The organism is Natrialba asiatica DSM 12278, from assembly GCF_000337555.1.
GTDB lineage: Archaea > Halobacteriota > Halobacteria > Halobacteriales > Natrialbaceae > Natrialba > Natrialba asiatica.
Genome location: NZ_AOIO01000029.1, coordinates 1 through 26,973 on the forward strand (window position 1 = coordinate 1; position 26,973 = coordinate 26,973).

At 56.4% G+C, this 26,973-nt stretch carries 25 protein-coding genes and 1 tRNA gene; 10 read left to right on the plus strand and 16 right to left on the minus strand.

All coding sequences use genetic code 11. The features are described 5' to 3' along the window. The 7 genes from C481_RS10725 to C481_RS10755 all read left to right on the plus strand — a co-directional run. Positions 1-386: metal ABC transporter solute-binding protein, Zn/Mn family (locus C481_RS10725; RefSeq protein WP_006109225.1), on the plus strand; the 386-nt coding region annotated here is incomplete at its 5' end. After that, positions 386-1,126, plus strand: coding sequence for a metal ABC transporter ATP-binding protein (locus tag C481_RS10730; protein WP_006109226.1), 741 nt, complete (start codon positions 386-388; stop codon positions 1,124-1,126). The genes C481_RS10725 and C481_RS10730, both read left to right, overlap by 1 nt. Positions 1,127-1,224: 98 nt before the next feature. Then, complete coding sequence (locus C481_RS10735) at positions 1,225-2,235, plus strand: metal ABC transporter permease (RefSeq protein WP_049904608.1); 1,011 nt, start codon at positions 1,225-1,227, stop codon at positions 2,233-2,235. A 148-nt stretch (positions 2,236-2,383) separates the two neighbouring features. Further along, on the plus strand, positions 2,384-4,483 hold the full coding sequence (locus C481_RS10740) for an acetate--CoA ligase family protein (protein ID WP_006109228.1): 2,100 nt from the start codon (positions 2,384-2,386) through the stop codon (positions 4,481-4,483). Next, positions 4,480-5,673 carry a phosphotransacetylase family protein gene (locus tag C481_RS10745; protein WP_006109229.1) on the plus strand — a complete coding sequence of 398 codons (1,194 nt, stop codon included), beginning with the start codon at positions 4,480-4,482 and terminating at the stop codon, positions 5,671-5,673. Before C481_RS10740 ends, C481_RS10745 begins: the two co-directional genes overlap by 4 nt. Before the next feature lie 315 nt (positions 5,674-5,988). Continuing rightward, on the plus strand, positions 5,989-7,110 hold the full coding sequence (locus C481_RS10750) for a helix-turn-helix domain-containing protein (protein WP_006109230.1): 1,122 nt from the start codon (positions 5,989-5,991) through the stop codon (positions 7,108-7,110). Positions 7,111-7,197: 87 nt separating this feature from the next. Continuing rightward, entirely contained in the window at positions 7,198-7,503 is a 306-nt protein-coding gene (locus C481_RS10755; protein ID WP_006109231.1) for a PRC-barrel domain-containing protein, read from the plus strand. Positions 7,504-7,512: 9 nt separating this feature from the next. Here the strand turns inward: C481_RS10755 and C481_RS10760 are convergent, their stop codons facing one another. After that, the gene (locus C481_RS10760) at positions 7,513-8,961 is read right to left on the minus strand and encodes a DHH family phosphoesterase (RefSeq protein WP_006109232.1); all 1,449 of its coding nucleotides are present in this window, start codon (positions 8,959-8,961) and stop codon (positions 7,513-7,515) included. 308 nt (positions 8,962-9,269) lie between these two features. Between C481_RS10760 and C481_RS10765 the strand changes: the two genes are divergently transcribed. After that, a tRNA-Lys gene (locus C481_RS10765) sits at positions 9,270-9,343 on the plus strand. Positions 9,344-9,651: 308 nt separating this feature from the next. After that, positions 9,652-10,245, plus strand: a complete 594-nt coding sequence (locus C481_RS10770; RefSeq protein ID WP_006109233.1) for a hypothetical protein — start codon at positions 9,652-9,654, stop codon at positions 10,243-10,245. 300 nt (positions 10,246-10,545) lie between these two features. Here the strand turns inward: C481_RS10770 and C481_RS22445 are convergent, their stop codons facing one another. Next, positions 10,546-10,701: a hypothetical protein gene (locus C481_RS22445; RefSeq protein WP_206537176.1), complete on the minus strand. Its 156-nt coding sequence runs from the start codon at positions 10,699-10,701 to the stop codon at positions 10,546-10,548. A 346-nt stretch (positions 10,702-11,047) separates the two neighbouring features. Here C481_RS22445 and C481_RS21705 point away from each other — a divergent pair, with 346 nt between their 5' ends. Next, the gene (locus tag C481_RS21705) at positions 11,048-11,305 is read left to right on the plus strand and encodes a hypothetical protein (protein ID WP_006109235.1); all 258 of its coding nucleotides are present in this window, start codon (positions 11,048-11,050) and stop codon (positions 11,303-11,305) included. 36 nt (positions 11,306-11,341) lie between these two features. On the opposite strand, the gene C481_RS10780 is transcribed toward C481_RS21705, so the two are convergent. The 14 genes from C481_RS10780 to C481_RS21715 all read right to left on the minus strand — a co-directional run bounded on the left by C481_RS10780 (position 11,342) and on the right by C481_RS21715 (position 26,971). Continuing rightward, positions 11,342-12,934 carry a LamG domain-containing protein gene (locus C481_RS10780; RefSeq protein ID WP_152422171.1) on the minus strand — a complete coding sequence of 531 codons (1,593 nt, stop codon included), beginning with the start codon at positions 12,932-12,934 and terminating at the stop codon, positions 11,342-11,344. 593 nt (positions 12,935-13,527) lie between these two features. After that, positions 13,528-13,986: a hypothetical protein gene (locus C481_RS10785; protein ID WP_006109237.1), complete on the minus strand. Its 459-nt coding sequence runs from the start codon at positions 13,984-13,986 to the stop codon at positions 13,528-13,530. Between the two features lie 23 nt (positions 13,987-14,009). Beyond that, positions 14,010-16,754: a phage tail tape measure protein gene (locus C481_RS10790; protein WP_006109238.1), complete on the minus strand. Its 2,745-nt coding sequence runs from the start codon at positions 16,752-16,754 to the stop codon at positions 14,010-14,012. A gap of 267 nt (positions 16,755-17,021) precedes the next feature. Further along, positions 17,022-17,477, minus strand: a complete 456-nt coding sequence (locus tag C481_RS10795) for a hypothetical protein (RefSeq protein WP_006109239.1) — start codon at positions 17,475-17,477, stop codon at positions 17,022-17,024. Positions 17,478-17,574: 97 nt separating this feature from the next. Beyond that, the gene (locus C481_RS10800; RefSeq protein ID WP_006109240.1) at positions 17,575-18,774 is read right to left on the minus strand and encodes a hypothetical protein; all 1,200 of its coding nucleotides are present in this window, start codon (positions 18,772-18,774) and stop codon (positions 17,575-17,577) included. Positions 18,775-18,842: 68 nt separating this feature from the next. Further along, entirely contained in the window at positions 18,843-19,334 is a 492-nt protein-coding gene (locus C481_RS10805; RefSeq protein ID WP_006109241.1) for a hypothetical protein, read from the minus strand. Next, on the minus strand, positions 19,334-19,726 hold the full coding sequence (locus tag C481_RS10810; protein ID WP_006109242.1) for a hypothetical protein: 393 nt from the start codon (positions 19,724-19,726) through the stop codon (positions 19,334-19,336). The genes C481_RS10805 and C481_RS10810 overlap by 1 nt, the downstream gene beginning before the upstream one ends. Beyond that, complete coding sequence (locus C481_RS10815; RefSeq protein ID WP_006109243.1) at positions 19,723-20,046, minus strand: HK97-gp10 family putative phage morphogenesis protein; 324 nt, start codon at positions 20,044-20,046, stop codon at positions 19,723-19,725. Before C481_RS10815 ends, C481_RS10810 begins: the two co-directional genes overlap by 4 nt. Before the next feature lie 3 nt (positions 20,047-20,049). Beyond that, entirely contained in the window at positions 20,050-20,379 is a 330-nt protein-coding gene (locus C481_RS10820) for a hypothetical protein (RefSeq protein WP_006109244.1), read from the minus strand. 38 nt (positions 20,380-20,417) lie between these two features. Next, positions 20,418-21,248 (minus strand): phage major capsid protein, encoded by an 831-nt coding sequence (locus tag C481_RS10825; RefSeq protein ID WP_006109245.1) that lies wholly within the window; start codon positions 21,246-21,248, stop codon positions 20,418-20,420. A gap of 114 nt (positions 21,249-21,362) precedes the next feature. Continuing rightward, positions 21,363-22,571 (minus strand): hypothetical protein, encoded by a 1,209-nt coding sequence (locus C481_RS21710; RefSeq protein WP_152422172.1) that lies wholly within the window; start codon positions 22,569-22,571, stop codon positions 21,363-21,365. Positions 22,572-22,579: 8 nt separating this feature from the next. After that, entirely contained in the window at positions 22,580-22,903 is a 324-nt protein-coding gene (locus C481_RS10840; RefSeq protein ID WP_006109248.1) for a BppU family phage baseplate upper protein, read from the minus strand. A gap of 15 nt (positions 22,904-22,918) precedes the next feature. Beyond that, positions 22,919-23,308, minus strand: coding sequence for a hypothetical protein (locus C481_RS10845; RefSeq protein ID WP_006109249.1), 390 nt, complete (start codon positions 23,306-23,308; stop codon positions 22,919-22,921). A 141-nt stretch (positions 23,309-23,449) separates the two neighbouring features. Beyond that, positions 23,450-26,971: a hypothetical protein gene (locus C481_RS21715; RefSeq protein WP_152422173.1), complete on the minus strand. Its 3,522-nt coding sequence runs from the start codon at positions 26,969-26,971 to the stop codon at positions 23,450-23,452. Positions 26,972-26,973 lie beyond the last annotated feature (2 nt).

The following is a 26,973-nucleotide window of genomic DNA, read 5'->3' on the forward strand; positions in this document are numbered from 1 at the left end:
GGGAAGCCGAGCACGATGTCGCCATCCTCGCCGGACACAACTCCTATCAGTACTTCGAGCACCGCTACGATATCGAGGTACACACTCCGTCCGGCGTGTCGCCGCAGGACGAACCGAGTATTACCGATATTTCGGAGACGATCGACCGCATCGAGGACCACGACATCGACACGATTCTTTACGATCGCTTCGAGGTCACGTCCGAGGATGAACTCCCGCCGCTCGCCGAGACGATCCTGGCGGAGAGCGCCGCGACGAACGCGGTTTCGGTCACGTCTGGGGAGGGAACACTCCAGTCCTGGCAAGGATCGGGCTGGGGGTACGTCGAACAAATGGAAGAGCTAAACGTTCCCGCGTTCAGAGAAGCACTTGGAGCGGATCACTAGTGACTGCAGTCGTCTCTCTCGAGAACGTGACGTTCGCCTACGGCGAGCAGCCGGCCGTCCGCGACGTGTCCCTTACCGTCGATCAGGGCGACTTTCTCGGCCTCATCGGTCCGAACGGCTCCGGAAAGACGACGCTCTTACACCTCATGCTCGGCCTGCACAGTCCCGACAGCGGCTCGATCGAACTCTTCGGCGAGCCCGCCTCGGCGTTCTCCGAGGGCGAACGGATCGGTTACGTTTCCCAGCAGGCGACCAGCCGCGGCGAAACGATGCCCGTTACCGTCCGCGAGGTCGTGACGATGGGCCGGTTCGCCCACTCGGGCCACAACCGACTGACCGAGGCAGATCACGATATCGTCACGGACGCTCTGGAAACGGTCGGTATCACCGCACTCGCCGACCGACAGATCACGCAGCTCTCGGGCGGTCAGCGCCAGCGGGCGTTCATCGCTCGTGCGCTCGCCTCCGAGGCCGACCTGCTCGCGCTCGACGAACCGACCGTCGGCGTCGACGCTGAGTCCCGTGACGAGTTCTATCGGTTGCTCGACTCGCTCAACGACTCGGGCATTACGATCATCCTCATCGAACACGACATCGGCGTCGTCACCGACCGGGCGAACCGCATCGCCTGTCTCAACACGGAGCTGTACCACCACGGCGATACCGAATCGTTCGTCGAGAGCGACGCGCTCACGGAGGCCTACGGGACGACCGGGCACGTCGTCGAACACCATCATTAGTCGATCGAATGCTGGAGTTCACGCCGCTCGCTGACGGAGAGGCCGGTACTGACACTGACGCAGCCGATGCCGACAACACTGACACACACCACACACGGATGCACGACACCAGACGACGACTCGAACTCGGCGGAATCGCCCTGACCGGCTTGCTCGCCGTCACGATGCTCGGATTTCTCACCCTCGATTGGCTACAGGAGTATCCGTACGCGTCGGCGCTATACGAGCAGTTCCGAATCGCCGGGTGGTGGATGGACTACTACCTCGGGACGAACGTCTTCTACCATCCCTACCTGTGGCGGTCGATGGCGACGGGTGTCCTCATCGGCGTCGTCGGGCCGCTGGTCGGGACCTATCTCGTCCACCGAGAGATGGCGTTAATCGGCGAAACGCTCGCACACACGGCATTTGCCGGCGTCGCGATCGGACTGTTGTTCAGTTCGACGACGGACTGGAGCGGCTCGCTCTTGCTCGTCGCGCTCGTCGTCGGGATCCTCGGTGCACTCGGCGTGCAGTGGCTCACCGAACGCACGGACACGTACGGCGACGTGCCGATCGCGATCATGCTCACCGGCAGTTTCGCCGTCGGTACGCTCATCATCAGCTACGGGCGCGGACTGACCGGAATCAACATCGAGAACTACCTCTTCGGCAATCTCTCCGTAATCACGCCCTCCGGAGCGCGATTGATGGGCATTCTGAGCGTCGTCGTCGTGGCCGTCGTCGCGGTGACGTACAAGCAACTGCTCTTTATCACGTTCGACGAGCAGGCTGCTCGCGTCGCCCGGCTGAACGTTACCTGGTACAACACGCTGTTGATCGTGATGACGGCCGTCGTCGTCGTCGGCGCGATGCAGGTCCTCGGCGTGATCCTCGTCGCGGCGATGCTCGTCATTCCCGTTGCGGCCGCAACGCAGCTCGCACACAGTTTCCGCGAGACGCTGTATCTCTCGATCCTCTTCGGCCAAGTCTCGATCATCGGGGGCTTCGCGCTCTCGATCTCGCAGAGCCTCCCCGCCGGCGGCTCGATCGTCGTCGTCGGAATCGCCGCCTACCTGCTCGCCGTTCTCGTTTCGGACCGATCCGCAGCTGCGGTTTCGGTTCACTGACCACCGGCACTATCCCCGTTCACCGTCCTAGTTACCGCCGATTCGTTTCGCCAGCGGTCACCGTCGCGTTTCGATTCAGTACCGCTCACCACCAGCCGGTGGGAACGCCACCCTACGTTTAACACGACTCTCGGCGAATCTACTCACGATGGGACGGTTATCCGAGCTGTTCGCACCCGATACCGTCGGCGTGATCGGCGCAACCGACCGCGAAGGCGCAGTTGGACGAGCGATCCTCGAAAACCTGCGCGACGAGTTCAGCGGCGAGATCGTGCCGGTCAATCCGAGCCACGACGCGGTGCTTGGTATCGATGCATATTCGGACGTGAAGAGCGCGCCGGCACTCGATCTGGCGGTCGTCGTCGTCCCGCCGCCCGTCGTCCTCGAGACGCTTCGTGAACTCGGCGAGTCGGGGACCGAACACGTCGTCGTCATCACGGCGGGGTTCGCCGAGACGGGCGGCGAGGGTGCCGACCGCGAGCGAGAACTCCGCGAGATCGCGGCCGAGTACGACCTCAGTATCGTCGGCCCGAACAGTCTCGGCGTGATGTCGACGCCGGTCGACCTGAACGCGACGTTCGGGCCGGAGGGCGCGTTGGACGGATCGATCTCGTTTATGAGCCAGTCGGGGGCGTTCATCACGGCCGTCCTCGACTGGGCGAACGAGCAGGGGATCGGCTTTCAGGACGTCGTCTCGCTCGGCAACAAGACGGTTCTCGACGAGACGGACTTCGTCCGCGAGTGGGGCGACGATCCGGAGACGGACGTCGTCATCGGCTATCTCGAAGACATCGACGCCGGCGACGAGTTCATCCGGACGGCCCGCGAGGTGACCGACGACACGCCGATCGTGCTCGTCAAGTCGGGTCGAACCGACGCGGGCGCGCAGGCTGCCTCCTCGCACACGGGTGCGATCGCCGGGAGCGAACGGGCCTACGAAGCCGGGCTGGAGCAGGCCGGCGTCCTGCGAGCGAACTCGGTCCAGGAGCTGTTCGATGCGGCGCGGGCGCTTTCGGGGCTGCCGGAGCCCGACACCGACGGGGTCGCCGTCGTGACGAACGCGGGCGGGCCGGGCGTGTTGACCACCGATGCGGTCGGCGACTCGACGCTGGGGATGGCCGAGTTCAGCGACGAAACGATCGCGGCGCTGACCGAGGCGATGCCCGATGAGGCGAACGTCTACAACCCGATCGATGCGATCGGGGATGCTGATACCGACCGCTTCGGCGACGCGCTCGAACTCGCGCTCGACGATCCGAACGTCGGGAGTGCGGTCGTCGTCAGCGCCCCGACGGCGGTGATCGAGTACGACGAACTCGCCGAGGTCGTCATCGAGAAGTGCGAGGAGTTCGACAAGCCCGTCGTCACCTGTATGATGGGCGGCGAGCGGGCTCGGAACGCCGAGTCGGTGCTTCGCGAGTTCGGGATTCCGAACTACTTCGACCCGGCCCGGGCGGTCGGCGGACTCGACGCGCTCGCGCGGTACCGGGATATTCGCGACCGGACGGTCGACGAGCCGGAGCGGTTCGACGTCGATCGCGAGCGAGCCCGAGAGATTTTAAAGCGAGTCGAGCGGCGAGACGACAACCGCCTCGGAATCGAATCGATGGAGTTGCTCGAGGCCTACGGCATTCCGACGCCGCCGGGCGAGATCGTCGACGATCCGGCCCGCGCTCGCGAAGTCGCCGAGAGCATCGACGGCGATGTCGTCATGAAGATCGTCAGCCCGGACATCACCCACAAGTCCGACATCGGCGGCGTGAAAGTCGGCGTGAGCGACGACGAGGTGTACGATGCCTACGAAGACGTGGTCGCCAAAGCGCGCAACTACCAGCCCGATGCGACGATCCTCGGTGTGCAGGTCCAGGCGATGCTCGATCTCGAGGAGACGACCGAAACCATCGTCGGGATGAACCGCGATCCGCAATTCGGGCCGCTCTTGCTGTTCGGCCTCGGCGGCATCTTCGTCGAAATTCTCGAGGATACGTCGGTTCGCGTCGCACCGATCGGCGAGCGCGAGGCTCGCGAGATGATCGACGGGATTCGGGCGGCCCCGCTGCTGCGCGGCGCGCGCGGTCGCGAGCCGGCAGCAATCGACGCGATCGTCGAAACGATCCAACGACTCTCCCAGCTGGTGACCGACTTCCCGGCGATTCTCGAACTCGACGTGAACCCGCTCGTTGCCGGCCCGGACGGCGTACAGGCGATCGACCTGCGATTAACCGTCGACACGGAGGAACTCCGATGACTGATACTGATACCGACACCGACATCGACACCAATACCGACACCAACACCGACACCGAAACTGAACTCGACACGGACGCCACGACGACCGAGGCCGGGGACGGGGACGGGATCGGTACCGGTACCGACACCGAGACACTCCTCGTCGCCTCACTCGAGGAAAGCACCGGCAAAACCGCGATCACACTGGCGCTTGCCCGCCTCGCACAGGATCGCGGTGAACGGGTCGGCTACATGAAGCCAAAGGGCACCCGCCTGCAGAGCAACGTCGGCAAGACCCTCGACGAAGATCCGTTGCTCGCGCGCGAACTCCTCGACATCGACGCCGAGATGCACGACTTAGAACCCGTCGTCTACTCGCCGACGTTCATCGAGCAGGCCATCCGAGGACGCGAGGACCCCGCCGAATTGCGCGAGCGGGTCGTCGAAGCCTACGAGACACTCGCCGCGGACTGCGATCGCATGTTTCTCGAGGGCGGCGGCCAGTACGACCTCGGCGGAATCGTCGATCTCACCGATGCCGACATTGGAACAGTCCTCGATGCCCGCACTGTCCTCGTCTCTCCCTACGAGAAACCCGGCGACATCGACACCCTTCTCACCGCCGCCGACGCGTTCGGTGATCGCCTCGCTGGCGTCGTCTTCAATCGCGTCTCTGGCGTTGCCTACGACCAACTCGAAACCGATGTCATCCCCTTCCTCGAAGCTCGTGACGTTCCCGTCATCGGAATCATCCCCAGCGAACGATCCCTCTCCGGGGTCACCGTCGCCGACCTCGCGGACGAACTCGGAGGGACACTCGTCGCCGAAGCCGGCACCGACAGCTACGTCGAGCGCTTCGCCGTCGGTGCAATGGGTGCCGACAGTGCCCTGCGATACTTCCGGCGAACGAAAGACGCCGCCGTCATCACCGGCGGCGACCGGGCCGAAATCCACACCGCAGCACTCGAAGCCCCCGGCGTCAAGTGTCTCATCCTGACCGGCGGCCACCGCCCATCCGGCGCTATCATCGGCGAGGCAACCGAGCGAAAGATCCCGGTTATCTCCGTCCAGACCGACACCCTCACGACCGTCGAACGCGCCGAAGACATCGTCCGAAGCGGTCGAACGCGCGACGCCGCGACGGTCGACCGGATGGAGACGCTGCTCACCGATCATACTTCAGTCACGTCGCTGCTCGACTCACCCTAAGCCATCCTGCGAGGAAAATCCCTGGCGCGTCGTCGGGCAGCTCACACGCCAGGATCTGCCGGTTTGTCAGAGGCACCCCGGCACTGACCGTTGTCCTCGAACTCTTATCCCTTCATCCGTCGAAACGTGACCCAGACTATTCTTCTTCGACTTAACTGTTTCTACGGTTTATATACTGGTGGGGGATTCGAGTTCAGATAGCTCGTTCCAAAGTGCCACGATTCACCCGACTGCGATGCGTTCTTCAGCTATCGTCAGACAGTACTGTCTGCGATCGGTCACCAGCCTTATCCCACTGTCGACCGACCACTTACTATGGTCGGAGCGCCGGGATTGCTCGCCCTCGTAGACCGACGCGAATCGCTACTTCGCCACCTCGCAGCCACTCCCGACCACCCCAGCGACCTCGCCGCTGCACTCGAGTGCTCCCGTTCGACGATCGACAGGGCACTCTCGGAACTCCGGGACGCCACCCTGGTCGAACGCGACCCCGACCAGGGTTCGTATCACCTCACTATCGCCGGTGAACTCGCGCTCGAGGAGTTCACCCAGTTCTCGACGCGACTCGAGCGGACAGCGGCTGCGAGCAACCTGCTCGCATCGCTGCCGACTGACGGCGATTGCTGGCTGCCGTGGCAATTCCTCGATTCGGCGACCGTCGTCACGAACTCCCGCGATCCTGCACGACTTGCAGCGTCGCTTCCGCCGGAAATCGACCGGCAGACGCTGCGAACTCGCGCCGAGTGTGACAGTCGTTCGGATGGAGAGCGCACGACTGATAGAGAGACGGCTACTGACACGGGGACGGGTGTGGATGCGAGTACGGGTACAGACAAAGACTCCCCACAACCACACCAGAACACAAAGACGGACCTTCCAACCCGGACGCTCCAAGCGCTGCTCGATCTCGGACACAGTCCACACCATCAGGTACTCGTCCCCGGCCCCATGCCCTGCCTCGCCAGCGCCTACCGCGCCACGGCTCCCCCGACCCCCGCCGCAGCCGCTCCCACCGACGCTGATCCCACCCGCCGTGAACTCGAGATTATCGGCCCCAGTACAGTCATCCAGGGCCTGCTCACCGAGTTTCAGACGGCCACCGCCGACGCCCTTTCGAGGGGCAACCTTTCCCTTCACGAACTCGAATCAGTACGGATACCACCGTACGGGTTGGTCGTCATCACGTCGGAGACAGCGACTGCCACTGGGACACCTGAGACACACGAAGTACCCGAGAGAGCGGAGACATCCGACACACCAGTGACGACCAACTCACCGTCAGCAACCACTCCACTCGTCATCCTCCTTGTCTGTCCCGACGACAAACTCGAGGGCTTGCTCGTCGCGACGACTCACGAGGCGTGTACATGGGCTCAGGAGCTGATCGAATCGATGCAAGAGGCGGCACAACCGCTATCAACGCCCTCTCCGGAGTGACGAGTGTGGGTTACTAACACGAGCACGAGCACGAGTTCGTCAACGAGTGACTGTCGCGTCTGACCAACAATTAAGAGTTAGCCGCGCATGGACCCAGACATGGACGACACACCCCAGGAGATAACCTCCCTCGTCGGGCGCGAGGTCTACTCGAACAGCGGCGTCTTCGTCGGCGAGGTCGAAGACCTGCAACTGAACGTTGACGGTCAGACCGTCACTGGGCTTGCACTCGGCAGCCTGAACTCGGAGCTATTCGCCGAGGAGTCGACGACTGGACAGGGCGTGATCGTGCCCTACCGGTGGGTTCGGGCGGTCGGTGACGTGATTCTCATCAACGAAGTCGTCGAGCACGTTCGGGACCCGGACGAGGAGGAGTCGGAACTGGTGGCCTGAGTCGGGTCGTTAGCTGCCGTTCGATCCTTCCGTTCCGTCGACGCCCATCGCATCGAACAGCGTTCGCTTGACCGCTTCCTCGGTCAATTCGAGCAGCGTATCCCGCGTGTCCTCCGAAATTTCGATGCCGGTAAAGATGCCGAGCGGGATCTCCGCACTGGCCTGGGTCGAGTGGCCGGCGGTTTCACCCATCTCGCCGTAGGCGTCGTCTAACACCTTGCCGATGTTGATCCGGATATCCTTCGAACGGCCCGCGAGGAAGATCGTCTCGTCGGCGATGCCGAAGACGGCCGTCGTCGTGACACCCTCGAGATCCAGCAGGTGACTCGCTGCCTGCGTCAGGGCCTCACGGTCGCGGACGAGACCGGCGTTGGAGACGAGGTGACTGCCCTGAACATCGCGGTTGGTGATCGCTTCGGCGAGCACGTCCAGCGTCTCCGGGGACATCGACGGTGATTCGACCTGTTCGAGGGTGTCGTGATTGGCAAACGGATAGAGATAGGCCGCGGCGGTGAGATCGGCGGGGGTTGTGTCGCGTTTGAAATCCAGCGTCTCCGCGCGGATACCGTAGAGCAAGGCCGTTGCGACCTCCTCGGAGACGTTCATATCGAACTCCTGGATGTACTTTGTCATGATCGTCGAGGTCGAAGACATGTTCGGCCGGATGTCGACGAACTCGGGTTCGAACTCCTGTTCGGCCTCGCGGTGGTCGATTACGGCATCGACGGAGAGATCGAGTGCAGTCGAGGTTTCGCGGTCGACCAGCGCGACGGTGTCGTAGACCGAGTGGTCCTCGATTTCGTCCCACTGGACGAGGTCGATGCCAAGGAGATTGACGAACGCGCGGTTTTCCTGGTGTCCGACGTCTCCCAGGTAGATGATGTCGGATTCGACGCCGAGATGACTGGCGACCGCCTGTAATGCGGCGGCACTCGCGATGGAGTCCGGATCGGGGCTGTCCTGGGTGATGATTCCGAGCCGCGTGCCAGTTCCTTCGACGAGTTGGGCGAGTTTGCCCGCGTTGTACTCGAGTTCACCTGACTCGAGGGCGCGGAGTGCGGATTCGGCGATGACGGAGGAGGGATTGATGACGATGTCAGCGCCGAGTTCAGCGAGCTCGTCACCGGAGACGGGATCGCTCGCGCGGGCGACGAGAAACTGGTTGTCGTTGTTGGCGCGGATGTGTTCGACGGCCTGTTTGTTCGATTCGACGTTGGAAGCGAGGATGAGGACGACGTCGCGATCGGCGACGAGGTCGGCGGCTTCGGGTTCGCGGATGTCGGCGGTACGTGCGTCTAAGTCCTGATCACGGAGGGATTCGACGCGGCTTTCGTCGCGGTCGATAATTAGAACGTCCTTGCCCTGTTCGACGAGTTCTTCGGCGACGGCGTACCCGACGCTCCCACAGCCTAAGATAGCGTAGTCAGAGATCGATGAAATGGTTACCCCCGTACTCATGTGAACGTGTGGTCGGACCGACCGCACTTAACCTTCCCGAAGAGTGTGACGTTATGATACGGTGGATAGTTCTCCGATTGTGAGTTGGTGTTATTTATAGCATTTTAGTGGGAGTTGTGACTGTGGCGTGTGGTGTGCGTTTCTGGGTTGGCGTCTGGCTCGGATCAGCGGGGGTGAACTCGTGTGAGTGTCGACGAGATGACGGGTCGTTACCGAGCGATACGGTGGTGTGACGTGCGTGGTCCCCTCTGTCACAACGGTCCTCAAGGGAAACGTATTTTACCGGCCGAGAAAAAGTCGGAGGTGAAGGGCCGGTAGCTCAGTCCGGCAGAGCGTCTGACTCTTAATCAGACGGTCGCGTGTTCAAATCGCGCCCGGCCCGCTTAATTAATTCTCGAAAGTGAGTCAGAATAACCAGCAGACGGCGTAGGGACTGGTTCTGCGCCGACGTAAATCCAGTTTGAATGGGGTAACTCAGTAAACGGCACCCGACGCTGTCTGGCATCTAAGCTGTAGTTCTCGCGCGCGCACCTTCATTCTTCGGTTGGGAGTAACAACTCTCGAATAGTCCAGAGCTAACTCTCACCTCAGACGTCGAGTTCACACAGTGGGGTGGTATACGACACATATTCTGTTGTGAGAGTCTCCTGCAGAAGAAAGAATAAGGGCATACTCTGTGTCATATCTTGTATGGACGCTGAATTCTTGGCGAAAAGTCTCAAACGTGTTTTCGATGAATGCCAAGAGGCTCAAAATCGTGAGGATACTGGACGTGTTGGAACTACTCTCGTAGAAGAGTTTAATGATTTACTTGAGAAATACAAATCTGAATACCAGGAGAACAAAATCATTCAGGAGATTGAACCAGTTGGCTTCCACAACTGGAGTGGTTCAGATGCACACCCAAAGGACGTACAGCAGGTGAAGCAGAACTGCCTGAAGATTGCGGACAGTCTGGAACTTTCTACAGATGACTTTCGAGAACCATCTACGTCTGAGAGTTTTACCACGATTCATTTCGAGGCAAACCAACGAGTCGAGCAGTCTGTCTCGGTCGAGAACGTCCTCGAGATGATCAACCAGCAGATGATGCCTGACAACGAGAAAGAAGAACTGAAAGATGTTGTCGAAGAATTCACTGGTGAGCTGGAAAAAGAGAATCCAGACAAATCCAAACTTGAGCGACTCCTCAATACGGCGCGAGAATATCAACCTCAGATTGCTCTCCAACTAGGCGCAATCGGCCTCAATAACGGTATTGACGTTCTTCTCGGTGCGACGTAACGAAGTTTAGCCTAAATCATACAAACCACTGTGTCAACCCAAGTGTCGAGACTGATTGGTTCCCCAACTCCCATCCTACCTAGAGCGTCATCGGGGCGACGTGCGCGCCAGTTTCAGCGTTACCCCACGGATTCCATCGTCTCCAACTCGTGGGGTAACTTTGCTGGCTCTGGAGCCAGCAATGTCGCAGAGTCGAGTAGCGACTCTGCTAGACTCCAAAGAGACGGTGCGAGGTGACGGACGACGTTGTCCAAGTTACCCCACAGGGTGTACTCTCTCCAAACCGTGGGGTAACTCCCTTCAATCGACGTCGTCCCGATCGAATTCGAGCGACTCCTCGTCGTGGAGTGCATTGATCAGATCATCGATCCGACGGCTGATTTCCTCGTGACGGTCGTCGAGTCGCTCCTGGATCTCCTCTAATTGCTCAGCAAGATCGTCGAACTGATCGTCCATGTCGCCGGCAAATCCTCGATCAGTCGCATCCTCATCGTTACCAAACGCCCACGCGAAGACTGTATCTAGCTTCCGGTGGATGTTCGCATGTTCGTCTTCGAAATCCCCCACCTCATCCTCGAGCGCGTTAATTCGAGATAGAAGACGACGATAGATAATACCAAGGAGCGCAGTGAGAGCACCGACAATCAGCGCTATAAGTGTATCCAGTAGTCCAACAGGGAGAGCAACGTCCGACATAGATATCTTACTATAGCGACAACTCGGCGATTTTAGAACTAAGAACAGAGTAATTCTATTATGAGAGAAACACTTATCCTGGACAATATCATCAAATAAGACATAAATGCATGTGGAAGACATCAAACCAGATCACATCATACAGGGTATTTTAATCGCAATTATAGCACCAGCTCTTATCCCTGCTATTCTAGAAATTTCTGCAGCAAAGCGAGTAGCAGTCAGTGATCTATTATCAACCGGGTTTAGTGTTGAAGGGGGATGGGAATTGAAGATGATTTTCGTTCTAATGGCCGGATTGGTTATGCTATCAATCCCATCGTGGGGAATCCTCAAGGAAGTAATCGAGGCAATCCTGAAATAGGGTGCGATCGATTGAATTCCTGTTTGATCGAATTGATCAGAGTGCGCGTCGGTTTCTGCGGACATCGCGCTGTGCCAAGATGAGCTCGGTATCGATCCGTCCGCTAATATCGAAATCGAGTGACATCGTCTCCCCGCTCCCCAGCGAGATTTGCACCTCGTCTAACTCCCCAACGTGATCCTGATACTCGGCACCGACAACTGTCCCGGCGGATCCATCCGCTGTCTCTGGAGACTGTGCTACACCGTGGTTGACTGCGAGAGAGGGATCGGAGCTATCGTTAAGTCTGTAGTAGATCCCTGCTGTGCCGAGACTTGCTTCAGTCCGGACGAGGTCGTCGAACGCGTGCTCGAGGATCCACTCCTGTGACTTCGAATTCGAACTCGACGTCCAGATTCTGACGTCGGCTACACCACCAACGAACCCGCTCGATCCGTTTGGATCATTGCCGACGTAGTTGGTAACGTCGAGCTCGTAGGGCGAGATGATCGAGTTGTTGATTGCATCTGTCTCCCACTCTACTTGGCCGTTGACGAGGACTCGTGTCGTCTCAATACTCGGGCCCCAGATTACGGACAACCGTTGGCGGTAGTCGTTATCGACGATGCCTAATGGACTTCGACCCTGCCAGTCCGGATCACCACCGTGGATCTCGATACTCCCATCACCGTAGAGCCGAATCCAGGAGGAGGGATCTTCACCGGAAATCTCGTGTATTGTGTAGTACTCGTTGTCGCCCATCGCGTCGAGGCCGTCGGGCCGAATTAGATACTCGAACGTCCAGTACCCTCCTGGATGATCCGATTCTTGAGGGAATTTGTAACTGAATTCGATATGAGAATTGCCGTCGAAATAGAGCGAGTTCTGTCCGATTTGCCCGCCATAGGGGAACGCGTCCCCCCAAGCACTCACATTGTAGGAGTAGCCAGGCATCACCATCTGTGGAACGATCTCTAGTGCTCCAGACTCATCGCGCTCAGTAATTGATTCCTTGAGGAGACGATCGGCTCGCGACTCTACTTCGGCTTCCGTTTCGAGATCGAGACTCTTCTCATACTTCTCGATCACGCCGTCGTCTCCGAGTCCGCGCTCTGCCATGAGATCGATCTCCTCCTGGTGCTCCGATGTCGCCGTGTACGATGATCCATCATCGAGTCGTGCTCCAGTGACAGTGACACTGTTAGCGTAGTCGGTGAGATCTTTCGACCTCGTCGACGATGTAATCCGCCAGTCTGGTTCGATATTGACAGTTCCCACGGGGGAGGTGTCTACTGCTTTGGCGTCGTAGTCTCGGATTGCAAAATTGTAGGATCCAAGATCGTGGAGTTCCTGGAGGATTTCGAACGTTGTTCCCTCGATCTCGGCCTCGTCAATCGCAACAAACCCTGCTTTGTCGGGGGCGAGCACTTCCGTCCGGATCACTTCGATTGGTTCTCCGTTCTCGAGCATTGGTCGGAAGAGACCGTACTGATCTGAGCCGAATTCGAAGTAGAAGTAATGGTAGCGTTGTGGGCGTTCGTGCTCGACAGTCGTCCACACCTCCTCGACGATTTCGTCCGTGCTATTCGGATCGAGATTCTTCATCCCTCCACGGAGCCAATCAGTAGGCTCGTCTGTGACGACGAGCATTGCGATCCAATCAGTCGGTTCGTCCGTCTGGATCGTCTGGAGTTGATCGCCACTATCTGGCTCTTCATCGTCGAGGACAATGTTGGCCTCTTCAAAGACGAGACGGTTGCGCTCGACAGTCACACCCTCCGTCTGGATCGAAGTAGCCGGGTTCCAGGCCCAGAGTGAGCAGTGATCTCGATCTGAGAGAAAGACGCTGTCGTACAGTTCACGGTTCGGTGGGAGGATGAGAGCGTCATAATCGAGATCCGCCCAGAAATCGACAAGTGCGTCGTAGACTGTGGTCTCGTTGTACTCGACAGTGGTAACGTTGCGATCTAACTCGACGAGCACTCCACGACCACTGATCGTTGTCTGGGCAGACTCGTAATCAGCCTCGTACGACTCGAGTTCGCCACGGAAGATGAGATCACCGTCGTAGTAGATCCAGATGTCGGAGTAGATCTCGTCACCGAAGTCGTCTGTGTAGGGGAGTGTCCCAGTCCAGGATCCCATCGAGGACGAGCCCTCAGTGACGTCGAGGCTCACAAATCGAGTAAACTCCTGGGCCCCATCGCTATCGATCGGCCCGCCAAGAGTCAAGACGTACTCAGTCATAGTCCGGCCTCGAACTCGTTTTCGACGAGCGCTCGATCAGAGTACTCTGCTCCCCGTGCCACAACGAATAGCTCGAGTTCTACTTGGCGATTAACGCCGATCGAATTGGTCGAGAAGGTTCCACTAGTAATCACACACCACCAGTCGTCGATGTCAGAGAGAACGTCTCCAGGCACAAGGTGGACAAGTTGCGAGCTATAGCTTGACTGGGGATGGATCGACTCGTGATACCAGGGTCGTCCCCGGATATCGAGCCCCGTATTCGACGTTGAATCGTTGGCGTATCGAACAAACTCGCGTAGGATGTCGATCTCACCCTCAGCCATCTCGTCGACGAGGAAAGCGATGGTGATGTCGTCACCTACACTAAAGGAAGGGAACGTATCACCAGTCGCTCCAGGGATCGTGATTGTCCCTGACGTATCAGTCTCGATGTTCCAAGAAGTATCTACCATAGTATGTTACTAAAAATAAGGAGTTACATCCGCGAGATTCGGTTCGACTTCGACTGTTCATTTTCCTCAACGACGAGTTCAGCATTCTCGCGTATGAGTTCCGCGAGCTCACCGTCGCCCTCGATCTCCAGTCGTGCCGTAATGGTGCCACCACTCACGCTCTGCATGGATCCACGAGTCGTCTCAGTCACTGTTTGTCGACCGACTTCGTAGGCCGTATCGAGGTACCCACTCAGTTTGTCGAGCGGGACGACGGCCTCCTGTCCGGCCTCACCAATCATTGCGATCGTCGCACTATCGACGATGCCACCGTCGGCTAACTGTGGGAGATCAAGTCCCTGTCCACCGACCGTTGTTGATGGGACATTGATGCTGCCACCCCCGACAGTCCACCCACTCTCCCCTGGAACTGGATTGGGGATATCCACTGTCGGAACACTCAGTCGTTGGCCCCCAACAGAGATCTCGGGGATCTCGAGCGTATCGGGAACGAGCTGGTTGAAGAGATCGACAGCACTGTCGACAGTACTTCGGATCTCCCCAAGAACCCACTCTGGTAGCTCTCGGATCATGTCCTTTACCGCCTGAATGGCAGTGTCGATGGGGGAGACAATCGCCTCCTGAACAGCACCAAATGCACCCTCGATCGCATTGGAGCCAGTCTCAGCCACCCAGTTAGCGATGTTGGCAATCGTCCCACTAACACCTCCAGCGAGCTCCTCGAGGAACCACATCAAGTTCCCAATCGTCACGTCGAAAACTGCCTGGAAGGCGTCAGAAATCATCCTGACTGCTTTTTCTCGGATCCACGTTTCGATCTCTCCCAGAGTCGTTTTGAATCCAGTAATGAGATCACTGAAGAACCCGTTAAAGTCAGAGATCGTATCGCTGATCCATCCTCTAATGAATTCGAGGATCTCGTTGAAGGTATCGGGGACGATCGAACCCCCAATCAGGAACTCGTAGATATCTTCGAAAATCCCCTTGATGAAACCGAAGATCATCTCGAAGGCTGCCGTCAGTCCCTCCCAGAAGTCCTCAGTGATGAAGTTCAGAATATCACCGAATGTTGTCTGCCAGAAATTCCAGATGATTCCGAGCGCTTCGTCGAAGTCGCCTCGGATGAGCGCGAGGACGGTGCGAATTACCGTTGAGATCGCTCGCATGGCAGTCCCGATGGTGAGCTCAAGGAAGGAGAATGTCGTTTCGACGATCGTCATTACCTCTTCACCGTGATCGTCCCAGAATGATTCGAGCCACCCGAGAACGGTTTCAACGTGATTGGCTACCACTTCGAGCGTCTCGATCACGTCTTCGACAATCGCTTCGAAGTGCGTCTCGAAGGTGTCTGCCAATCGCTTGAGGAGTGGCATCGCATACTCCTCGAAGACGAACATCAGCGTGTTGTAGATACTCTGGAGGATTGGTTCGAGAGTGTCCCAGAGTTCTCTCGCTTTATCCTGAATCCCGCCGAGATTGTTGCTCCACGCGTAGTAGAGCACACCAACAGCAGCTGCTATCGCTGCAACTGGAGCGAGAATCGGAGAGAGAGCACCAACAATTGCGGGGCCGACGCTGACTGCGATTGCTCCCAATCCGGCGAGCGTCGTCCCGACGAGGGCGATGAGTGCTGGCATCCCATCGAGGGACTCATTAAAGTCGAGGAATGCATCGACCGCAGGACGAATGAACTCGATACTGTCCGTCAGGACAGGGAGGAGTTGCTCGCCAATGTCGATTGCGAGGTTATTGAGCTCGTTTTTGAGGAGCTCAACCTGTCCATGGAACGTATCAGTCTCAGTCGCAACTTCACCAGCGAGGGATCCACCCTCCACCATCGCCTGATTGGATGTCTCCATCGCTTCTCGCATCGTATCGGCCGATTCTGCTGTATCGCGGAAGGCGCGTGCTTGAGACGTAGTGAGCTCGCTATTTAGGGTATCGAGGGCGTCCTGATTGCCACTGATGGAGTCCATTAACTCCATCATCGTCTCCTGGGGAGCCTCGTCGCGCATCGTCTCGAACTCCTCAGCAGCCACTCCCAACATATCGGCGAACATCTCGACGTTATCGGGATTCATCATCGACTCAGACACCTGCTGCATCCGCTGTGCAGCCTGTCGACTCGAAGGGGAAACCTCATTGAAGGCAGCAGAAAGGCCGAGGATCTCGTCGGACTCCAGTCCGAGCGTACTCATCGCCTGCCCAGCACGCTGGGTGGAGTCAACGATCTCGTCGGATGTCGTCTGGTAATTGTTCGAAAGTTCGTTAATGGAGTCGCCAAGCGCTCCGATATTGTCGAGTGGTTCGTCGAGAGCAGACGACATCTTTCCGAGCGCAGTGCCGGCTTCATCAGCAGAGAGCGTCGTCGCCGATCCCATCTGGCCGGCGACTCGAGTGAACTCCTCGATCTCGTCTGAGCCTTCTGCTCCCATTCTGCCGGCCTGAGTGGCTAGTCCAGCGAGTTCTTCCTGCGCTAGCGGGATTTCACCCGAAAGATCCTGAATCGCCTCAGACAGCTCTGCAGCTGTCTGTGGATCTGTCACCTTTTCAACGTCAGCCATAGCCTGCTCGAAGTCAGCAGCAGCACTCGCACTCGCAGCGAGTCCGGCAGCTCCCGCTCCAGCGAGGACACCTCCGGCTCCTGCAACGGCCGTCTCCATGTCGACCGCCGAACTCTCCACGTCGTCGAAGACATCCGCAGCTCCCTCGTCAGAAGCCGTGATTTGGATCGCTAACTCTTGACTGCCGTCTGCTGTAAATGACATCTATCTATTGAATAAAATAGTCTCAGTTCCGTTGCTGATCTAACTCTCTAATCCACTCTTTGTCCGACTCTCGGGCTTCACCTGGAACGCGCTCGTGTGGGCCACTCCCCTGGGTTTGGCCGGAGTTCTTCGCCTTCTGACGATTCTGTTCGTTTGCCCCTTCAAGGAGTACGCGCGTCTCGGGAAGTGTCAGTTTGTAGAATGACGTGTCGCCGGTAAACCGATAGCCAGAATCGTGGAGTTGTTTGATCCAGAGTGCTTGCGTCTTCAGTTCCGACTCTCGGCTAGTTCCATTAACTTTCCCAGTTTTTCTGGATCATCGATCTTCTCCAGCATCTCGAGATTCTCCATGTTGACGCCATTCTGAATGTCGTATCCAGACGCACGGAGGATCGCAGTAAGAAGTCCATCGACGCCGAAGGCAATCATGTCCTCCTCAACCATCTCAGCCGTGACGTCGAGATTGTCGTGTTCGCGAACGTCGTACCAGTGTTCGTTGAAGAGTTCGGCAACCTCTTCGGAGGCGAGCTCGTTCGGGTTGAGTCGATCACCAGATCCGCCGTACTTGTTAATGTCGCCCATCGTCATCGGGACGACTCTGACGTGCTCCTGGACGCCAGGTAGCTTCTGGGTGACTGGCTGGAGTTCGTCATCGTCACTCCGGGTGACGAAAAAGTCCTCGGGCTTTGCGATCGAAAGTTCAGAATCGTCTTGGGTAGACATTGTAATCAGTCTCGTTGGATGAGTCCGGGGTGGACTCATAGGAGTTTGCACAGAGTGTGTGTAGTGCGACAGCGGAATCAGAAACTAACTGTGGGCGTTAGTCGGCCTGGACGTCGATCGACTTGGGAGTAAACGTGTTATCGAGTGTCGAGATGACGTCCCCACTGGCAGGCCCGACAGTCCCTGGCCCAGTCAGAGCACATCCCTCGAACGTGACGGTACCCCCATCAAAGTGCCACTCGAGATCGAACGTGTTGCCCTCGAGGTGGTCGGTGAGTGCCGAGTGATATTCGAAGTTGCCGGCAACAGTCGCCGTGAACTCAGGGCTCTGCTCTCCGGTGTGAATTGCCTGCTCCGTCGTCCCCATAACGGGGTTCTTTTCGTAGCCGTTCTCGAGGGAGAAGCTGGCCGACCGAACCTCGGCAGCCAGCTGGGAACCACCCTTGGTGATCTCGTCGTCAAGGAATCGCTCGTAGTCCTCGCTGATCGGATCGGCGTGACTGCCGTCTCCGAGAGCAGGAACGCCCAGATCTCCCAGTGCACCATCGTAGCTCTCTGCTCCCTTGAGGCGGGCGAGTTCGCTTCCATCGGCGTCCTCGATGACGACGTCGCCTGCAGTCGGCTCGTCGAGCTCAATCGCGTCGATCGAATCGAACGGATCAGTCGTCGACGACTCCGTCTCCCCATCTAGGACAACTTCGGCGGACGTCGTGGCGCCGTCGGACTCGATCGTCACTGTCTGGGTGGTGTCCTCGCCCGACGTCGAGTAGACGCTGAGTGCGTCTCCATCTGGCTGTCCCACCTTGTACATCCGAACCTTCTTCGCCTCATACGCAAGCGAGAGGACGATTGGGAGAGCGCTCCCAGGATCGCCAGAGACATCGTCGATGTTCGGGTATCCACCACGAGCAACGACGTAGGTGCGAGAGTCGCCGTAGTCTGCTCGATCGACGACAGTGTGCGTGTTACGGAGATCACCATCGTCGTCACGTAGGATCGCATCTCCCGCAGGATCGAGAGGATCGCCACCGTCGTCGACGAAGAACCGCTGGAGATGGTATCCGATCGACGCAGTGTGATCCTCTGCCCCGGTAAAGTGATTCTGGACTTCGTGATCACCAAGCCCGCGCTGTTCCTCGTACTGTGCATCCGCATCCCACTGGAACGCCGTATCGAGCGTGTCCGAGTAGAGCTCCCATTCGGGATCGACTGGCGTCTCACCGGGCGTATCTTCGCGGACGAACTCGACACGGTGCTTCCGGAATCCGCTGTCTGCGTTAGTTGCTTGATTCGTCATTAGTAGTGTCTAAGTATGTGAAATATGTCATTCAGAATATGATACAAGTCTGCTCGGACGTCGATCGCTTAGGCTGATGGAGGCGTCTTCTTCCAAGCGTACTGGATCAAGAACTGGACGGAGTGCTCGGTTGGAGTGGCGTCAGTATCGATGAGCTCCGATTTCTGGCCCACAGAGAGCACCTCGAGCGAATCAGGTGACTGGTTCTGACCGATAATGCACTCGATCTCTTGGGCCATCTGATCTGCTTGGTACTCTTCAAGGCCGACGCTGTCGTAGTCGTCCCTGGATCCGGCGAAGGCTGTCACCATCACTGAACCGGAGCGGGTTTGGATCCCACCAGAACCGTCTCCAGTAATCGCACTGAAGCCGGATTGTCCGCCTCCGAATGGGCCCTCATTCGTGTTCGTCACACCAACCTGTGGGAACCCCTTGCCGTCGTCAAACCAGCCAGTGTGGATGTCCCGATCGACAAGCGAAACTGGGAGATCGGAGTTGTCCCATCCGTCGCGAAGGATATCTCGGACTTGGAGCTTGATATCCTGGATCGTCTCCGGCATTAGAGTACCTCACAGTGGACTTCGAACAGTGATCCCTGGTAGTGGTAATCGAGCGCCTTATACCGTCGTTCAGTCGCACTGTCGATGAACTCAGTCGCTCGAGTTTCGTCGCCTTCTCCAATCTCAATCTCAGCGTCGTTGGGATCGACGTAAATCGTCATGTCGCCTGCGATATCTGCCCCGTCAGGGCCAGACTCGTCTTCCGACTGCGTGTTTGATCGGATAGTTGCTGGAACAGTGTTGGGAGTGGATGACGTCTCCACCCAGTCTCCGTCAGCGTAGGGATTGTCATCGCCAGTCGGATCGTACTCGTAGTTGTAGACATCGACGTCTCTCGCCATCGACTTGTGGGCCCGGCGGACGGCTCGATTTGTCTGTCTGTAGAGATTCATTGCTTCTCCACCTCGATCGAATCCCTCAGTGCTCCAGTGTCGACGGGAGCTCTCGACTGTGCATTGTCGGCAATCTCGTTGGCGAGGGTATCGGCGATCGTGTCCGGGTCGAGATCGCTCCCAATGATTCGGTCGAGATCTCGGACAGCCTCCTCAACGGCCGGCCGGAGGAACGGTTGGGCCTGCATCTTGGACGTCCCGTACTCGACATAGATGGCGTAGTCCACTCCTGCCCGAACCGTATACTGTACCGTCCCCGATGTCCTATAGTCAAGACTGTCGAGGAGGCCGTCGAATCCAGAAATCGAGATCCCAGTCATAACTTACGTTGTCGCGATCACGAATCCACCAGGTCGAGCAAGGCGGTTAGTCGGATCGAGGAGAACCGCCTGATGCCAGTATCGATCGCCATCAGTCCCGAGTTCAGCGTCAACACCCTCATGCGAAACCGAGGAGACGCGTGGATCCTTCGACGTCGCCAGGTGGGCTGCAAGATACATCTCGATCGACGCTAAGATGCCCTCGTCGTCGCAGTAGGGCACACACCGATCCTCGACAACGCGGTGTGCGTCGGCGATGAATGCTTCGAGTTCAGCTTCACTGAGATCCGTCTCGAGCACCTCGCTAACGTCGTAGTGATTGATTCGTGTCATAATAGAGCAGAATCCTAATACGGGACGAGCTGGCTCGTTTAACCCTCGATCTTGACGCCAGCGTCGGGACGGACAGCCGTCCACCCCATCCGGGTGCGAACCTGGATGACGCGCTCGTTCGTCGTATCCTTCTCGTACTCGTTCGTCGTCATCTCCGTCCGAGTGCTCTCAATACCGTAGCTCGAGCTGTCGAACATGACGGCCTCTCCAGCACCGACGTGGCCACCGTTGTCGACATAGACGGGGACACCTGCAACCTCACCGAAGGCGCCGTCGCGGACGACATCGTCGCCCATCTCGCTGGCGCGAGTGAACTCGTCTGACTTCATCAGGTCGCCCTTCGACTCTGCGGAGACGACGAGCAGATCGGGATCGAACGCGCTCCCCTCGAGTGCAGTCATCGCATCGATGACATCGGCGTACTCGAGGTTGCCAGAAGCGTCGCCGATGACAGTGCCTTGGAGATTCTCGTAGTTGCCCTCAGCGTCGGTAGCACTGATCTCCTCGAACGCTGCTTCGTCGAGCGCGTCGGCGAGATCCTCCGCTCGCTCCTGAGTTTGGAGCGCGATAACGTCGAGGAGAGAATCCTCGATCGCCTCGTAGGTGATAGCGATCTCGACACCGTACTTGTCGTGCGAGACGCTGACTTTGCGAGTCCCATTCTCCGATTCAGGGTACTCAGTACCCTCGTCGACGATGCCCGCGTCGCGAACCTTGTCCGAGACGGGAATCTCGACAGTGTTCGAGTTGATCGCGGTTGAGTCGATCTGGCTGAATGCCTGTCGCCAGACACGGTTCTCCTGGGCGTACTGATCGACTTCGGCACGAACTGCCTCCTGATCAATAACTTCGTTACTAGAAACTGCCATTTGCGACGTGACTGCTGTCGCCGAATCGACAGCAGCGGGCCTCGTTCAATCCGAGCGTTAATCCTAGAGTATGGTGCTTCAGATGAAGCGACACTCGTTGGTGAGTTAGCTAACTCACCGTAGTTCGGCAAGGCGCTCCTCGGCGTCAGTCCGAGCAGCATCCCAACCCATCTCGTCGTATCGTTCGATCTTCGACTCGAGGGCAGAGATCTCCTCGTCAGTACCATCATCCGTCGTGGAGAGCTCGCTCTGTTCGACGTCACCAGTCTGGGGGGCCGGCGTCGACTCCTCCTGGCCAGGCGACTCGAGAACGAGCGAAGCCTCTGCCTCGTCGAACTTCTCCTTCAGCTCATCGAACGTGTACTTCTCAGCAAGCTCTTCGGCTTCGAAGAACTCCGTGTCTTCTGCGAGTCGTTCGGCATATTCGAGGCGGACACTCTCGAGTTCCCCACGGAGTTCTGCCTTCTCGGATTCGAGCGCTTCGATTGTCTTCCGGAGTTCAGCTTCAGTTTGAGCCGATTCATCGTCGACTTCCACCTCTTCTACGTCGTTCTCAGACTCTGCAACCTCTGCTTCCTCCTTGACGTTTTCGGTGTCAGTGGGAGTCTTAGATTCGTCTGCCTCAACTTCGGCTTCGTCGACGTCTTCGCTTAGCGAAGCGTCGTCGTTGCCAGCCGAAGCCGGGCTTTCTTCCGTAGTGTTTTCAGTTTCTTCAGTCATATTCGAAATCTCGTGATCTGGCTCAGGATCATCCTGTATCAGTCGAGCCACATCGTCTGCTGTAAGCGACGCTAATGCCTCGCTCGGGCTGGATCCTGCTTGGACAAAGTTAGACGGAGAACCACCGCGGGGAACGACAGAAAGATCAAGAAAGCGGACGTCCTTGACGATTCTCGCGCCATCGTCAGTCATACCGTTTGTCTGATGGATGGCGTGGATCGACACCTCAAGTCGTCCTCGAGCGATCTTCATCGCAATCTCCTCGTCGTCGACCTCCGCCTCGAAGACAATTCCGACGTCATCCTCGTAAGCAGCGTCGACGACTTCCCCGATGACGGCATCAACGTCGTTATCCACGTGGTTCTTGTTCAGTGGAACGCCAACGAGCGACTGCACGGCTGCACGGAGCTCAGTCGCCGACCAGAACTTGGGCCCGTTCTGCCCGTGAGTAACCTCAGCTTCTCCAATGGCTACCCCGTGAACGACGTAGGGCGTGTCCTGTTCGTCGAGTTCTGAACATCGTGCAATCCCAGTGGGAGAATCCACTCGGACAGTATGCTCTTGCTCGCCAGTGTTCGAATTCTCAGTAGATTCAGTACTCATACAGAAAATCAGTCAGTGATAATTACGTCGTGGAACCCGTCATTAGGAAATGTCTCCTGAGATCCGTCGGGATAATCCACGATGAAATCAGCTCGAAAACGCCCGGTGAGCTCGGATATCTCGTCTTCGCTCCAGGAGTACCTGACAATCCCTCCATTAGCATCAAAGCTAGTGGCAGCGTCATTTAGAACAGGTGATCCACCACGTGGTTCTTGGAGTCGGAATTGAACCTCGGCATCGTTGAGGTCGATCGACTCGCCGTTTTCGTCGAGTAGCACAGCCTCAAGGACAGGTGCAGTGTCTCCAGACTTGAGATAGAACGATTCACACACCACATACCACCGACGTTATTCAACAGCCATCCCAACGTTCGTGAGATCCAGAACGTCGACTGAGCCGAGATCGTACGTCTGCTCAAGTTCACTGGTGAAGATCAGATCCCCGCTCGAACTATCTCGAACGTAGATATAGTCAACAGCAACGTCAGAATCCCCAACATCGAAACTAATTTCGCCAAGATTAAGCTCAGCATTCCCATTCTCGTTCTGCGAGATGGTATGATTACTCACCGACTGAGGTGCGTAGTTGCTACCCACGGGTTCCGAAGTGATGTCAGCATACGTACTATCCTCAGCAAGTGCATCCGTCGAATTATCGAAGAGCCCTATTTCCACAGTACGTCCGTCGAACGCGCCGTTGAGAACAAGCAGCTCTCCGTCATTGTGTAGATAAGCCATAATTGTCTCTAAAAGTGCTTTACTGCGACTGTCACTGATGAGAACTACTCAAGAAACGAGCTACCCGCGTATTATCTTACGCTCTATACTAATATAAGACTTTATGCTTCCGTGAATGATATAATATTGGGAATAGAGCCCTCATTCGTCTGATCTCTCAGAACTGTATATATCAGCGTCGTTCCCTCCACTAATACGTAGATCATTCTCACCACTGACGCTCATACCATTCGATCCAACGGACAATTTCCTTACAACCTGAGAGTACTGGAATGGGGCATGGAGACTAACCGTGAGATCAATTAGAGTTGGAGTTAGCGTGATACTGGTGAATATGTTGCTCCTCTCTTGGAGTGTAGTAGTGGTATACGTAAGATCTCCACTCTTGGCGTTAGATATAGAGGAGATATCTGTTGGAATCGAAGTAGCAAACACTATCTTAGATGAGGTGGCTCCGCTTGTCTCCGATTCAGGAATCGATATCTTTGAAGAAATCAGTAGCCTTGCCTCGTCACGTTCGAACTTCCCGGAAGTGATCTCGAGAATAGAGATATCGACGACGTCAGCATGGACATCATCAATAATCCCCTGTAGTGTATTAATTTCGCTTAGTGATAATTCTGATTCAACTAGATGAACGTTTGGAGTTGCTACTGAGAACCCACTTGGTGTAAGTTCCTGAGCAGTGAGGGAAATCGTCGAGGAATCTCTGATTGTAGAGTGTGATTCCACAGCAATTGGGTGCGCTGTAGTATCCAACAGAGCGCTCTCTACGAGTGTGTGAGTCGTTTCACTCGGATTAAGGATACTCGCTCCGACTCCGATATCGACATCTTCATTGAGGCTAGTAGCCATCTCATTGGAGTCCAGAATCTCCACTCTTCCATTGTACACGACTGTGCGGTTAGTGGTCAACGACGCTCCAGTCGTATCGACAGGATCTACACCAACACCAACTCTATCCGTATCTGAGACACCCAGTCCAACCAACTCAGGCTCGCCAATCGTCACTGACGTAGGGGTTGACACGGGAGTAGAGTTTGTAGTAGCGATTATATCTGTGAATTGAGTAATGGCCAATTCAGTGAGAACCGGAGCAGTTTCAGTAGACGAGTGTCCTACTGTCTGATCGATATCCGCTGTTGCACTAATACCTCTAGTCTCGGTCGTAGACGAACTTGTGCTCTGTAGGTTCGGGATCCTCACTATTGCGTTGAGTCCCTCTGACTCGTCAACGATTATACGTAGCGGAGTGTGGGGATCAACAGATGCACTGGTGACTTTCAACGAATTATCAGCAACCGTCCGGACGACGGTATTCTTTGCTTCCCAGGCATCCTGACTCCCTGGAAGCTGTGGATGCGAGACGGTCGTGTACGACTCGTCGTCAAGCGTCCACGCTTCAGAGCCATCATCTGCGTTGTACGCTCGGATTCCGTCAGACTCACACCCCACGTAGATCGTCCCAGTCTGATCTATCTCAATCGAGCCCGAACTTGAATTGATGCTTCGCTCCCAGACAATTTCTGCATAGTCGTTGTCGGGGTGAATCGATTCAGATGGATTCTCAGCTATGTACTTGAACAACCTCGTCGAGTTTGATCCATTCGTCTCAATGAAATAGAGCGCATCATCGTCGTCAGCAACGCCATCAATCACATCATTAGAGAAAAGAGAGATGCCGTGTGGATCTGCAGTGCCTTCTGGGACGAAATATAGGATATCTTCGCCAAATACGAAGGGCTCTGGACTACTCACATCGTACCTTGGAATAACACCGACGGGATCGAAGTTGCTCCCGAGACTCTCGTCCATGTACACCGTATTGTGATTGACGTGAGCTCCCTGATCCCCTTCTCCACCAGAGACTACCAAGTATCGCTGCGATTCTGGGTATTCATCAGATGTTTCATCGTCGTATCTGACGAGCTTTGGAGAGTCACCTGCCTCATCGTCAGTTATCGAGTACTCAGGGATATCTGGCCATCCATTGGTGCCTGTGTCCTTGACGAATACACACCAGTCGTCTTCCCAGTCGGTAACTCTGTCAGTTAGAATGTACAGGTATCCCCAGTCGCTGATGTCGATATCAAGGAATTCGATGTCAGAATCACCGAACCCCGCAACATCCTCCTCTGAGACAGTCCATCGAACATTACCATCTGGACTGTAGGAGATAATCCGATCAGGTTGATTGTTGTAGAAGACGTACGCATTTCGGTCGCTATCGACAACAATGTCAAACGGTTCCTCTGGAAGACTCTTCCTCCACGAAACGTTCCCCTCGTTGTCAAAGAAGATGAGCTCACCCGTTGAGCTTGAGTAGGCGTAGTTGTACGGCTCAATCTCACTTTCCTTAGTGGTGAACACACTCGGATTGGTGATTCGAGTGCCAACCCGAGTTACGGCTGGAGCTGCTTCCTCGTTCCCAATTGGTGATGTTGTGTATACATCCCCAATTGACAGCGTACTATCAGCACTAACTATTGACGAAGCCCCCTCTGCAATGGCTGTAGACGTCGAAGCTATCGAATCCCCCTTGATGGCAGCCATACCACTCGTAGAACCCACCGAAGCCACACTATGAACGGAGGAGAATTCAGCAGTGAGAGGCGCAGCAACTCCCTCTATCGGTACTTTCGATGATGCTCTCGAATCAAGTGATAATGTCGATGCACCAATGGTATGTATCCCTGCTGAAACAGTAGAATGGCCGATCGGTAACAACCCATCACCGTTGACACTAACCGTGGCAGGAGTATCTGCTTTCGATGACATCGTCTCTGGTGTCGTTGTAGTAATAGTACTCGTTGTCGTGATCGACACAGGAGATACTGATGAAGTCTCTGAGGGGCTGTGCGGATATCCCTGTAAATCTATCTGTGATGTGATGGGCGAACCCACAGCGGTCGCTGATGGAGAGGTGACAACTGTTTTCCCAGTAGTGACGCTTGCACTCGCCGTCTCAATCTCTACTGTCTGGGTAGAGACGTGGGGTGGGAGTATTTTTGAAGACAGAGTTGTCTTCAACGCAGTTGCATTCTCTATTATTGGATCGGGACTGTCGTCAGTATCTGTGATACGAACACCATCCCAGTGAAATGCAGCTGCTTCCTTATCACCAGCTGAACCACTACTAAACCCGATACCAAGGGCATCAGCTGAGTTACTAGTGATGGTGAGCTGATCTTGTTGCGTTCCATCATAGTAGAACGTCGCGGTTGTCTCTCCAGTGGCAGTAGATCCCCAGTCAACCTCCACCTCAATCCACTCATTTTCTGGTAATACGTAATCCCCAGTGACTTCGGTTCCAGAGTACCCATCATTGAGGGTTACAGTAGAGGTTGAGTCAGCACCGACGCTCCAGGAGTTATCTTCTAATGCACCCTCGTCATTTGTATAGGCATCACAACCGAATAAGAACGAGAATTGCCCATCTAGAATCTCTGTTCGTATCCAGAGTCGAAATACGTGTCCTTGCTCTGGATACGTATTTAGTCCATCTTCTGGATCCGAATAGATCGTTGGGGTGGAATCAACTGGATCTATAAAGAGATGCGATCCTCCGGACGCAGAATCCTCTGATGAGATAGTAGCAATATCGACGTCACCATAATATTCCGTCAAATCCTCATCTTCGAAGTCGTCAATTATCTCAGCCATGT